This is a genomic window from Shewanella corallii, assembly GCF_023349125.1.
Taxonomy (GTDB): Bacteria; Pseudomonadota; Gammaproteobacteria; order Enterobacterales; family Shewanellaceae; genus Shewanella; species Shewanella corallii.
The window spans coordinates 707,983-720,110 of the sequence record NZ_JAKIKT010000001.1 but is presented as its reverse complement, the minus strand read 5'-3'; the positions used below and the strand labels follow the sequence as shown (position 1 = coordinate 720,110).

At 50.3% G+C, this 12,128-nt stretch carries 9 protein-coding genes; 4 read left to right on the top strand and 5 right to left on the bottom strand.

What is annotated here, in order from left to right:
- Positions 1–1,065: 1,065 nt before the first annotated feature.
- Positions 1,066–1,209 (bottom strand): glycine zipper domain-containing protein, encoded by a 144-nt coding sequence (locus tag L2725_RS23405; protein ID WP_487392535.1) that lies wholly within the window; start codon positions 1,207–1,209, stop codon positions 1,066–1,068.
- Between the two features lie 505 nt (positions 1,210–1,714).
- On the opposite strand from L2725_RS23405, the gene L2725_RS03125 reads away from it, so the two are divergent.
- Positions 1,715–2,044, top strand: a complete 330-nt coding sequence (locus tag L2725_RS03125; protein ID WP_249247603.1) for a hypothetical protein — start codon at positions 1,715–1,717, stop codon at positions 2,042–2,044.
- A 99-nt stretch (positions 2,045–2,143) separates the two neighbouring features.
- On the opposite strand, the gene L2725_RS03120 is transcribed toward L2725_RS03125, so the two are convergent.
- The 4 genes from L2725_RS03120 to rhlP all read right to left on the bottom strand — a co-directional run bounded on the left by L2725_RS03120 (position 2,144) and on the right by rhlP (position 10,257).
- Positions 2,144–4,054, bottom strand: coding sequence for an alpha/beta hydrolase family protein (locus L2725_RS03120; RefSeq protein ID WP_249247602.1), 1,911 nt, complete (start codon positions 4,052–4,054; stop codon positions 2,144–2,146).
- Positions 4,055–4,493: 439 nt separating this feature from the next.
- A complete protein-coding gene (locus L2725_RS03115; protein ID WP_249247601.1) occupies positions 4,494–5,885 on the bottom strand; it encodes an alanine/glycine:cation symporter family protein in 1,392 nt (463 codons plus the stop codon).
- A 327-nt stretch (positions 5,886–6,212) separates the two neighbouring features.
- Entirely contained in the window at positions 6,213–9,251 is a 3,039-nt protein-coding gene (locus tag L2725_RS03105; RefSeq protein WP_249247600.1) for a DUF2339 domain-containing protein, read from the bottom strand.
- 172 nt (positions 9,252–9,423) lie between these two features.
- Entirely contained in the window at positions 9,424–10,257 is an 834-nt protein-coding gene (gene rhlP / locus L2725_RS03100) for a rhombotarget lipoprotein (RefSeq protein ID WP_249247599.1), read from the bottom strand.
- A 281-nt stretch (positions 10,258–10,538) separates the two neighbouring features.
- On the opposite strand from rhlP, the gene L2725_RS03095 reads away from it, so the two are divergent.
- From L2725_RS03095 to L2725_RS03085, 3 genes are all read left to right on the top strand, one after another.
- The gene (locus L2725_RS03095; protein WP_115135400.1) at positions 10,539–10,790 is read left to right on the top strand and encodes a YfhL family 4Fe-4S dicluster ferredoxin; all 252 of its coding nucleotides are present in this window, start codon (positions 10,539–10,541) and stop codon (positions 10,788–10,790) included.
- 161 nt (positions 10,791–10,951) lie between these two features.
- Positions 10,952–11,506 carry a YbhB/YbcL family Raf kinase inhibitor-like protein gene (locus L2725_RS03090; protein WP_249247598.1) on the top strand — a complete coding sequence of 185 codons (555 nt, stop codon included), beginning with the start codon at positions 10,952–10,954 and terminating at the stop codon, positions 11,504–11,506.
- A gap of 13 nt (positions 11,507–11,519) precedes the next feature.
- The gene (locus tag L2725_RS03085) at positions 11,520–11,822 is read left to right on the top strand and encodes a hypothetical protein (protein ID WP_249247596.1); all 303 of its coding nucleotides are present in this window, start codon (positions 11,520–11,522) and stop codon (positions 11,820–11,822) included.
- Positions 11,823–12,128 lie beyond the last annotated feature (306 nt).

Genomic DNA, 12,128 nt, shown 5'->3' with positions numbered 1-12,128 from the left:
TAGGCGCATCACCACTGAGTGATACAGACCTTCAGGTATATACAAATCAACAGGGGGATTAACAGGCATCCAGTATCTTTTTTCTCTCTATTTAAGGCCTTCAAAAATAGATAAACACAGCTGTGAATTTGCCCTGAGACTCCTCAGCAGAAGTTAACTGGAGTCTGATTAGATTTACTTTTATAGTCAGAACATTAACCACTAACGCCCGGCGCTGTGAAACCAAGGTTTTTATCGACTCCAACCCGCTTGTTCTCTGCAGTCATTGTAATGGGCAGCGGCTTGCTGCACTCCCTTGTTGCCGCCAATGAGCAACCTCAAAGCGTGCATTATGCTTTTGCCAATTATTTGGGCAGTGGTATTTATGGCTCTACCGGTAATACAGCAGCCGTGGTCAATATTCCGTTGAGTTTTGACCTCAGCCAGGATGACACCAGCAAGTTGATGCTGCGCTTGCCCTTCTCTGTTGGTTTTGCCAACTACCAGTGGGACCAGATACCTGAGCTGGAGTTGCCCGATACTGTCGGCAGCATGACCCTGACACCCGGCATTGAGTACCACTGGCAAGCCACTGAGCAGTTGAAAATGGAGGCCTATGGGGACCTGGGGTATGGCCATAACTTTGGTGACCACACCAATGTGGGCATTATTTCACTCGGGGTTTCTACCCTCTACTCATTTGGCCCAGCAGAGCTGTCGCCCCTGTGGGTGAGCCGCTTTTACAGCGCTGGCTACCGGGATCTGGAGTCAGACAAAGGTGATAGCTATTCGGCACTGCGAACCGGCGTCGATATGGGACTGGGGCTGTCTTTTCAGGCCTGGGACAGGCAGGTTGATCCCAGAGTATTTGCTGCCATGCACTGGTTTTTTAATCGTGGCCAGTTGGCAGATGACCTGGCGGGGGCATTAATGCATGATACAACGCTGGAAACCGGCATCAGCCTGGCGTTTGACCGTCCGGTAGGCATAGACCCCATCACACTGGACAGGGTCGGAGTAAGTTACAGCAGAGTGGAAGGGGAAGATGTCTGGCGCCTGTTTTTCAGTCTGCCAATTAAACCCCGGCTATTTGGAGTTATTATTGTCACCCGGTTCAGACACAGAGCCGATAGTCACACCAATAGCCGCCCCCAGCGCGATGCCCAGGGAAATCCAAAGCCCAACATCGTCTGTCAATGCACCAACCACAGCACCGATTGCGATCCCCATCCCTACACCAAGACCCATTGCTTTTTGTTTTGCATTAAAGCTCTTGTTGACTGTCATCCAAAGACCCTTATGGCTGAAACGAAAATTCAACCTAACACGGAAAGGAACTGGTAAACAAAAGCCCGGTGCCATGATGAGAGGCTACCGGGCTCGCAGGGAGTGAATGATGAAATTAATCCGGACAAAGATGGAGGAGTTATCCGGAAGACAGTGCTCAAGTGTCTTTCATCATTAAGACCGTTCAGGTCGTTGGAGCCATTATTAAGCATCTGAGTAACAAGGTAAAATTGATTAACCCTATTGCTACAATCCAGAAAACAGATTACTCATTTTCACCAAGGTGCCGTGACCCCCTTCACAGTTATGATAAGCCTTAGCGCCAATCCCTGCCCCGGGCAGAACCTTTTTGACACAATACCAGTCACAACAGATATGAAACCGGTTTGAGACAGATTCAATACAGATGTCTCAAGCTGTTACGACAAACATCATAAAGGGGGTATTCTTGCAAACTACCAACAAGTATCTGGTGATGATCCCGGCACTGTGTCTGTGTGCCACTATCCTGGTCGCTGCCATGCACTACCTCCACTGGATAGAAAGCAGCAGTCTGTCTTTGCATGCACTTTATGCCATTCTGGCCGTCGATGTGATAGCCAGTACCGCGCTGGTAATTATGACCAGCGGTTACGGAGTTTATGTGCTGCTGTCAGCTTTTATGTTCTTTATCGTATTCGTGTTTTCAGTCGCCACCATCAGCCATCAGGGGCCGGCACCACAGAAAAGCCGGAGCATGATGACCCAGACCACACGTACTCTGAACTCCGTGGAATAATTCTGCCCATCGTCAGGCAAAAAAAAGCTGCCTTGCGGCAGCCAAAGGACACGGAGATCACATGCTCAGTTATGCATCCGGACTGGGGCAAGCCCAGAGTTACTGCATATGCTTTCGGACAAAGTCCAGGCTCCTCTGGAAGAGCTCGATTTTATTATCTTTATTAATAAATCCATGCCCTTCCGTGGGTTTGTATAGCCATTCGTAGCTGATATTACGTTCGTCCAACGCCGCTTTGAGGTGCATGGCATTCTCAGGCACCACACGGGTATCCCTACCACCGGTCACTATCAGCAAAGGGGTTTTTAACTTATCTATGTAGGTCAGTGGCGACGCCTTGTGCCAGTGTTCTTCGTTGTCGCCATATTTTTCCATGGCACCAATGGATACTGAGCTACCATCCATATAGTCTGCATGCCTCATTTGATGCAGCAGGTCATAGGCGCCATACATTGGAATCGCGCACTGATAGAGATCTGGTTCAATCAGGGGTGACATCAGTGCCGAATAGCCACCGAAACTACCACCCACAATGCATACCTTGCTGTCACTGATATCCGGCCTCGCCAGAGCCCAGCGGGTACCATCGATAATGTCATGCTGGATAAGGGAGCTACGTTTCTGGTAGGCCACCTTCTCAAATGCTTTTCCATAACCTCCAGAGCCACGAAAATTGACCTGCAGCACAGCAAAACCATTATTCGCCCACATCTGGGCACTGGTATCAAATTGCCAGTCATCCTGCACACCATAGGGGCCGCCGTGAACATCCACAATCAGTGGGAAAGGCTTGTTACCTGAGTTTGGCAAAGTGAGGTAACCATGGATTTTCTGGCCATCCCTGGCATTAAATTGCACCAACTGTCTGGCGGCCATATCTTCCGGATAAAGCCAGGGTTTGGTACTTAACAGATAATCCAGGCTACCCTTTTCCTGGTTGTACAGATAGAAATCGCCGGGACTCTTGTCAGTGATGACCTTAACAATCATCTCTTTGTCACTGACTCTGTTACTGCGGATGCTGATATCCGCACCGGGAAAGGTGGCGCTAACCCTCTGGTGTATTTTGCTGAAGGGCGAGTCATTCAGATAGTGATACTCCATGCCCTGATGCATAATCTCCACAGCGACGATGTTTCTGCTGTCCGGGGAGCGGATATAGGCATTGATATCGAAATCCGGATGATTGAACAGCAAGGTCGTCTTTTGGGTCTCCAGGTTGTATTGATACAGCCCGGTTGTGCCGCCATCCACCGATTTAGTCATATAGAGCAACTTGCCGTCATCACTCAAAGACTTATAGGAGTAGCCGTACAAAGGATCTTGTTTGTTGATCGGCACCCACTCACCATTGCGATAGTAAAAGCGCCTGGTTTTACCCTCACGGGTTTTCCCCTTGGCAATGACCGGCATCCCTTCACTGTCGACCACCACACTGACATTCCCCAGCGGTAATTGGGCAACCCGGGTTTTACGTTGGCTGTAGACATTGACCTTGTACAGCATGTCCGGCGCATCACGGTCTGAGCCCCATTTAGAAGAGCGGATAAGAATATGTCTGTCGTCCTGAGGCAGCAGATTGACTATGTAACCATGGGCCTTGTCACCCCGCCTTTTGGACAGCTTATCCTGCTTACTGAATCCGAATAATTGCTCCCGTTTGCTGCCATCGATATTGCCAGCAAAGATCTCCCCTTTATAAGAGCGTCTTTCATAGCCCTGCTTTTTATAACTTTTGGTGTAAACCAGGCGCTCATTATTCACCCAGTAGAAATCACCGACATATTCATTTCGGCCAAAACCATAGGCAATGAGGCTGGTGTTGCTCTTTCTGTCGATCACCACCAGCGCATTGGATTCCTCTTTCGGCACAGTGGCTGCGAAATACTGTCCATTGGGGGACAGCTTAAGGCGGTTGAATTTGGCGGGCTCGGCAAAATGCTCCAATGGCAGCACGTCCGCCATCAATGTATGAGGCAACAGCAGCAGGAGCAGAATTAATCGCTTCATATTCTTCTTTTTTTGGCTGTGACAATTAATTTCTTCCAACCTAACAAAGCAGATACGCTGAACAAGCTCTCTGCTAAGGAAACGACAGCAAAACGATAAATCGATGTTAAATAGATAACGAATGACGGGCCCGCCCCACCCCTGAGCTGTGATGCTTTCCGGAGAGAAGCGCTGAACATTTCAACGCGCACAAGAAACAAAGCCCGGAGCCACAAAAGTGACAACCGGGCTTGCAAGGGAATGAATGATGAATCCGAATTAAGATGGAGGAGTAACCCGGAAGACAGTGCTCAAGTGTCTTTCATCATTACGGCCGTTTCCGGTCGATGAGAAGATTATTGAGCACTGACGAACAAAGGTAAAACAGATTGATTCTATTGTCGCAATCCGAAATTCAGATTACTCAAAGCCCTGAGTGACATCCGACTATGCCACCAACTCAATTCCTGGCTGTGTGCTTGAGTCTGGCAAAATAATCCTTTGCCGCGGCTTTTACTTTTGGAGCCAACAATAGCGCAGACAGCATAGTGGGGATTGCCATCAATCCATACGCGCCATCAATGATATTCACTATATCGCTGAGACTGGTGGTCGCCGCAAACAGAATCGCAAGCAGGTAAAAGTAGAGATACCAGCGCTCCAGTTTTGCCCCAAACAAAAAAGCGAAACACTGACTGCCATAAAATGCCTGAGTAAAAATGGTGGTAATGGCAAAGAAGCTGACACAAACCAGCAGCATCTTGGGGCCGATACCCGGCATGGTCGCGTCAAAGGCCGCGCTGGACAGACTGATACCATTGGCGCCCCCCGCTTCCCACACGCCGGAGATCAGTATGATCAACGCGGTCGCTGTACATACCAACAAGGTATCGATTCCCGGGCCCAACATGGCAACTAATCCCTCTTTCACCGGCTCTGCCGTTTTGGCGTTACTGTGCGCCATCACCTCAGTCCCTATCCCGGCTTCATTGGAAAACGCGGCCCGTTTCACCCCGGTTAACATGGTTCCGAGAATACCGCCAGCCACTGATTGCACCGAAAAAGCATCCTCAACAATACGCCACAAATACATGGGCACATCGGCAAGGTGACCGGCAATCACATACAGGGCGCAGCCGATATAAAGCAGGATCATCGCAGGAACTACCCGGGTCGCCACAGCAGCAATACGCTTAATTCCCCCCAGAATCACCACAGCAACCAGCAGCATAATGGCAATCCCCAGCGTCAGTTCCAACAGGAAGTGATCGCCACTGCCTACGGCAACACCCTCACTGCCGGGGGCCAGAAACAGATTCTCTTTCAGTATTTGCACCAGTTGATTGGTGTTAAACAGAGGCAGATTGCCTATCAGCCCAACCACACAAAAGAAGATCGCCAGGGGCTTCCACTTTTCTCCCAATCCCCGGGTGATGATATACATGGGACCACCGCGCACCTTGCCGGTTTCATCCTCTCCCCGATACATAATCGCCAGAGTGCAGGTAAAAAACTTGGTGGCCATCCCCACCAATGCTGCTACCCACATCCAGAATATCGCCCCCGGCCCTCCTGCAACTATCGCCAGGGCCACGCCACCGATATTACCCATACCCACGGTACCGGCCATGGCACTGGATAGAGCCCCGGCATGACTGATATTGCCGGCAGCACCGGGCTCAGGGTATTTCCCCCTGACAATATTGATTGCGTGTTTTAAATACCGGAAAGGAACCAGCCCGGAATAGAGAAGAAAGAAAGTGCCACCGCCTACCAGCAGCACCAACATATGAGGGCCCCATGAAAAGGATGCAAAGGCGGCAGTAGCCTCTGCAAATGTCAGCTCAGTCATCTTGTTGTTTTTATGTAACCTAGGGTCTATTGACCTTTAGTGGTTGAATTTTGCTCGAGATAGACGCGCTTTAATCGCGACGCATGGTGTGCCGCCTAGTGGGCCTAAGCAAATACCTTGCAACAAAGAGTAAAGCGCATATAGCCGAGCCCTTCGGGCAGCATTTGTCGTCGCTTTCTACTGCATTAACGCTCAGTTATGTAGAACAACTACACCGCAATCGCGTTGCTTTGTATAAAACAACGACAAAGTGCTGCAAAAACCATCTCTAAAGGTCAATAGACCCTCACGACCAAGCTAACAGGATGAGTAGCTAATATAAAGCGGTCAGGCTGTTTCATCCTCAGCAGCTGATTGCGCGAGCCTCTGATTTCTTGCCTTCTGATAGTAAAAAGAGACCAGCAGCAAAATCGCGCCACACAGCATAAAGGCTCCTATCTTGTGGATCATGGCGAAACGGGTCATATCAAAGGCCAGCAGCTTGATCAGCACCAGCGCATACAAGCCTCCCGCCAGCTTCAGCAGCATGTCGCAACCCGGACGCAGACTAAAATACATAAGCACACTGGCGTGCAAGACCATGAGCACAGTAATAAGAGGTCCGGACACAGTTCCGGCAAACTCCTGCCCCCACAGCAGATAACTGGCAAACAGCATCAGATTCCAGCCAACCCAGAGCTGAGACCGGTTGACTTTAGATGCAAACAGCCTGGCCACGCCGGACTTTTGTGTCAGGAACCAGGCCATTAATACCAGGACGGCCAACTCAACCAGAACATCGATTGGCGATACAAAGATCTTGAGGGGTAAAGTCCACCAATGGACAACGACAGGCGCGACTGCCGCACCAAAAACCAATCCATAGGCCAACCCTAATGAGCTGCGCAGGGGTCTACTAAGCAAGGTGATCAATTTCCCGGAGCCCAGTATCAACAGCATGAAGTAAGCACTGAGCGCCAGGGCGATAAAGGTGAGGCCGCTGCCGAGAGCATAAGTCGGGTAGAACACCAGCGCGACAATAACCAGCGCGCCATAATAGGGAGCAAAGTACCAGCCCTCTTTCAGCAGTAAGCGCCATCTCTTATCCACCACCAAAAACTGCTTGAGTGCAACCCCGGTAAACAGCAAACCAATAACCAGGGCTACAGCCCCCTGCCAGTCTGCAGCAAAAACAGCGATAGCGGTCAAAGTGACGGCGGCAGCAAATAACCACTGGCTCTCGGTCCGCAGCAGCTTGTAACCCGTCATATGAGCCAGCTTTAACGAGATAGCAAGGGATAGCCACAGAGTTGCCGGTAGCAGAGACTCAAATTCCCGGGCAACTTTTGGCAGGAAGAACAAAGGAATAAGTGCCAGACAGGTGATAAATAACAGACGTGCTGTCTTTAACCAACTCGAACGCCACATATATTTGAGGTACAGGGGATAGGCCAGCATCAGCGCAGTAAAAAGCTCCAGTCTCGCCAGCTTTGCAACAAGAGGTTGGGTGGAAAAACGCATGCTGCCCACTTCCATCGCCCCCAGCGCCAGGGGCACAAACAAGCCAAACAGCCCCCCCCAGGCAAGCCACTGAGCCAGCTTGAGCTTCTCTTTCAATGCAAATACAAACCAGAGCGCACTGGCGACAGGAAGCATATTCAACCAGTAATCAGGCGTTATCAGATAACAAAGCAGAATCACTGCCAGACCACCAAACAGACTGAAACCCTCGCCAATCACCCAGACAGCCTTTTGTTCCTGTGCAGCCAGGATACTGGCATAGGATTGCAACTGGCGATAGCTTTGATGCAAGGAAAAAAACAGCAAGCTCACTACAGTCAAAAACAGAATCCTGGCCTGTAAGACCCCAAGCACCAGATACTCAAACCCGGAGATTAAGCTGAACAGTGAGGTGGCTGTGGCGATCACATACAAGACATAGGCTTCAACCCGCACAGCCAGATTCTGCTCGCGGCACCCCAGCCAAAGCAGTAAAAATGCCTCCAGCAAGAGCACCGCCCCCAGGTAGTGCAAGCCGATAAAGTAGAGTGCCGCAAAACCCGCCATAGCTGCTGCGCCACAAACCAGAAAGGCGCTCAACTGAGGATATTTACGGTACTTAACAAACAGCAGACTGATGAAACCGGCACAGGCCGCAAGCCAGTAGCCGGAGTAAAACGCGTAATCCATGATGGCGCTGATACTCAGCACCAATACCGACACCCCGAGCAACAAATGCCGCAATGGCAGTTTGTTCTCTTCGGTCTGTTTTGTGGCACTGAGCAAAAGCGGAATCACGCCGAACAGGAAAAACTGTGCGGCAATACTTACCAGCACCACAGCCCCCATGAGACCCTGATTGTCCAGCGGCAGCACCAGGCGATAGGCCAACCACTGCACCGCACCAATCTGCACCAGGGCAGTGGACTCCAACAGGGGATGCCAATCAATTCTGCGCGCCTGAAACAGGGCACCAATACCCAGCAACAGAAGGTAAGGAAAGTAGATTAACGGGAAGCCCTGGGACGAAAACAGCAACAAGGGCGCCAAACTACCACCAACGGCGGCAACCAGAGCGACCACCCGGGTTTGGTAACGATAAGCCAGGCCATAACCCAGCAAGGTATTACCAAACATCAAGCCAAAGCAGGCGACATCGGGTATCGCCCCATAGTAAGGGCCAACAAAGTAAATGCAGAGGAAATTAAGCACCACGCCGAGGCCCATCAGTCCTGAGCTGTAATCAGCCAGCCCTGAGTGTCGCCGCTGCACAAAGATGCCGGTACCAATAATCAGGTTGGACACCAGTGTTGCCAGCCCCACCTTCCCCATTTCTGACAGCCAGTGGGTGAAGGAGTACTGCAACAGATAACCAAAGCCAATAATCAGCGTAATAATCCCGGCAAGGGTCATTAACAGTACCGGGCCCTGACCTTTTTGCTGGTAATGCCGATACCAGCCCAGCACCTGATCAAATACCCGGGCAAAAGGGCCATTGACCGCCATCAGGGACTGACCAAGTGCATTGCCAAGCTGCTCACCAACACCACTCAGCGATGCTGAAATGGCACTCTGCTTTGCCGCTTTATCAGTTTTGGGGTTATCGGGATGCGTTTGATGAGCAGGAGATTGTTCGGGGGCAGACGTATTATCAGCAATAAGCTGCTCAGACACGGGGGCAGAGTCGACGACAGGATTTTTAAGGGATTCAGAGGCTTGCATCTGATCGCCGGCCATGATTCGGCTTTCCAACTCAAACAGCTGTTGTTTCAGCCCTGCCAGATGTTCAACCAATGCCCTGTGATTCTTTTGCTGCAAGGTTTCAACCCGCTCCAGTTCACGGGCCAGTCGTTGCAGCTCACTCTTATCCCTGTTGTTATCTTCCAATCCTTACCCCGCAGTATCCATTATCGGCAAGACCCAAGTCAGGCGTGTCATTATTGGTCAGACTACATGAAAGTAATCCCACTGATAATTCAACAAAATGAGGCTTTTAGTTTCTACTTCTAAGAAGAAAGTACAGGTGCTCTCCCTCTTTGCGAGAGCTCCTGTTGATTTATCACCCGCGTCTTATTGCCAGGCGACGCCACCCGAGAGCTCCACAGGTAAACAGAAGAAACAATACACTGACAGCTCCGCCACTGTATCCCTCTTTATGCTCGACCTTAGCAATCTTCTCCTCTTTAACCCGGGTCTTGAACCTCCCCAGTTCACTGTCCAGATTGACTATCATGTCATCCACGGCCAACTTAAACCCCTCACTCGACTGCATTGAAAGAGCCTCATTTGACCTGATGGCCGATGATGCCGCCTCCACCTTGCTCAACCCAGGCGCCCGGAACAACATCTTGCGACTGGACACATCGAAAACAGCTGTATCTACAAAGGTTTGTACCTTATTTTCATTCCCGGGAATGAGATACATACCAACTATCGTCCAATAGAGGACTGCGGCATTGTTCTCTGTGGACTGAGACAACTGGTCGTAGGACACCAACGCCATCACATCGACGTCATACAATCGGGAGACCTGCTCAAGGTTGGTAAACCCGCCTTCTGGCTGCAGATAGGTACTGGGAATTATCTCGATACGGTCAATGAATTCATGTTTCACAAAAGCCTCTCGAACTTTTTCCAGCAGCTCTTGTTCAGCCTTGCGATGAACAGCATCATTGTATTGATCTTTGGGGGGAACGAACGCAAGTCCAACAGTTACAGGAAGCCGCAGCAACGGCATTTGAGGTTGATGCTCTACCCGCGCAGATTCATCCGGATAGAGAAAGCTGGTCAGACTGCTGGAGACAGATTTTTTGCCGGTATTGGCACTCATCAACTGAGAGCATGAGGCCAGCGTCAATAAGCCAAATAACACCCATATAGCTCGCTTGGTCATAATCTTCTTCCTTGTGTTGTTTCCCAACAGGGTTCAGCAATTGGACAGAGCCAAAAGCAATTTGTTCAATTTCTGTACACCACTGTTGCTGCGGGACAAAGAACAAAGAGGGATTGGAATCAGAATCTGGTGTGGCTAAATTAACATCACACTTAATAGTGTTGCAGTCCACAAGCCCGGCTGTGCTAAAATCCCGCCATTAATGACCGCGCCCATACAGACTCAGTCAATCACAAGGTTTGGCTTGTTTCTGGGCAGAAATTCTGAGGTATTCGAAGGCTATGGCCTTAATCATTGATGACAGTTGCATTAACTGCGACATGTGTGAGCCTGAGTGCCCCAACCAGGCCATCAGCATGGGCGAAGAGATCTATGAGATTGATCCCAACCTGTGCACCGAATGTGTTGGTCACTACGATAAGCCAACCTGTGTGTCTGTATGCCCTATCGATTGTATTGACCCGGATCCCGAGCATGAAGAGTCTCAGGATGAGTTGCTGCTGAAGTACGCCAGCCTAACCGGTAAGCTGTAGTCCCGGACGCCAGTAGACAAAGCCCCGCCAAGCGGGGCTTTTGTATTAAATCGACTTCACAAAATCAAACCTGCCCGATAAAACCGTTAGACTCATGGTTCCCTTTTCCCACCTCTCCCGGCTGATGCTGTTTATATTGCAGGAGGGGACAAGGAGGCACCATGAATACAGGCATCAAACTGCTTACTCTCTCAGGTTTACTCTTTTCTTCCATGGCCTGTCAGGCGTTAACTTTGTCCAGTGACTCAGTGACCAATGACCAGAGCTTTAAAAATCCACAAATTTTCAATCAATGGGGATGCACAGGAGATAATATCTCTCCTCAACTCAGTTGGTCGGATGTTCCCAAAGGCACCAAGAGCTTTGCCTTAACCATGTATGATCCTGATGCACCCACAGGCAGTGGTTGGTGGCATTGGCTGGTGATCAATCTGCCTGCTGACGCCAGAGGCTTACCGGCAGGTGCCGGTGTCGAGGGTGGCGCAAAGCTGCCAAAAGGCGCAACCATGATCACCAATGATTTCGGCTTTAAAGGTTATGGCGGCGCCTGCCCTCCACCAAATTCCAAACCACACCAGTACCACATTACTCTGTATGCACTGGATACCGACAAAATCGAACTTCCCGGCAATGCCACGGCAGCGCTGGCTGGTTACAACATCCTGCAGCATGTGGTGGGTAAAGCGGAATTAACCGCCCCTACCAACGCCAGATAAGGCCGGGGTCGTTATGGCAAAAGTAATAGCCGCGACCGGCTTGCTGCTCAGTATCGGGCTGTTGGCAGGATGCAACAGTTCGCAACCTCGGGAGCCAGCATCTGCTGCCGGAGTGACCTATACCGACCTGCGCGCCTATGGTGTCGACATGGGGTGTAAGGCTGCACTGCAGAATGTGGGCACACCAGAAAGCGACTGGGGCAATGCGCCCAAACTAACCGGAACCAAAGCAGATTATTTGGATGGCTGGAAACAGGGATTCCAGAAATGCCGTATCGGTCTGGGGCCGGTTCAACTGCCCCAGGAGCAAAAATAGAGTGACACCTATGGCCGATCGTAATGATGTAATGGTCGGCCATCACACTTATTCAAAAAGTGAGTAACCACTGCTCCTCATCGCTCATCACACCTGAATTTTATACCCAAAAAACCGACACAAAAGCCACAACACCACCCACACCTAGCACACCACAAAGACACACTGGTAACACCCTGTATCATTGAGTTGACCTGAATCACAAAAAGGATTTGGCGACACAACATTTTTGTCGACAGAAAAGCGATTTGAGAGTTAACTCCATCACAGATTTCCCGTTCTACGGACTTCTGTCAAAAATCAAAA

Bases quoted from the DNA above. Each gene is read 5' to 3' on its own strand.
- L2725_RS03120 (WP_249247602.1), bottom strand. From the start codon at position 4,054: ATGAAGCGATTAATTCTGCTCCTGCTGCTGTTGCCTCATACATTGATG.
- L2725_RS03090 (WP_249247598.1), top strand. From the start codon at position 10,952: ATGAATACAGGCATCAAACTGCTTACTCTCTCAGGTTTACTCTTTTCT.
- rhlP (WP_249247599.1), bottom strand. From the start codon at position 10,257: ATGACCAAGCGAGCTATATGGGTGTTATTTGGCTTATTGACGCTGGCC.
- L2725_RS03085 (WP_249247596.1), top strand. From the start codon at position 11,520: ATGGCAAAAGTAATAGCCGCGACCGGCTTGCTGCTCAGTATCGGGCTG.
- L2725_RS03095 (WP_115135400.1), top strand. From the start codon at position 10,539: ATGGCCTTAATCATTGATGACAGTTGCATTAACTGCGACATGTGTGAG.
- L2725_RS03115 (WP_249247601.1), bottom strand. From the start codon at position 5,885: ATGACTGAGCTGACATTTGCAGAGGCTACTGCCGCCTTTGCATCCTTT.
- L2725_RS23405 (WP_487392535.1), bottom strand. From the start codon at position 1,209: ATGGGGATCGCAATCGGTGCTGTGGTTGGTGCATTGACAGACGATGTT.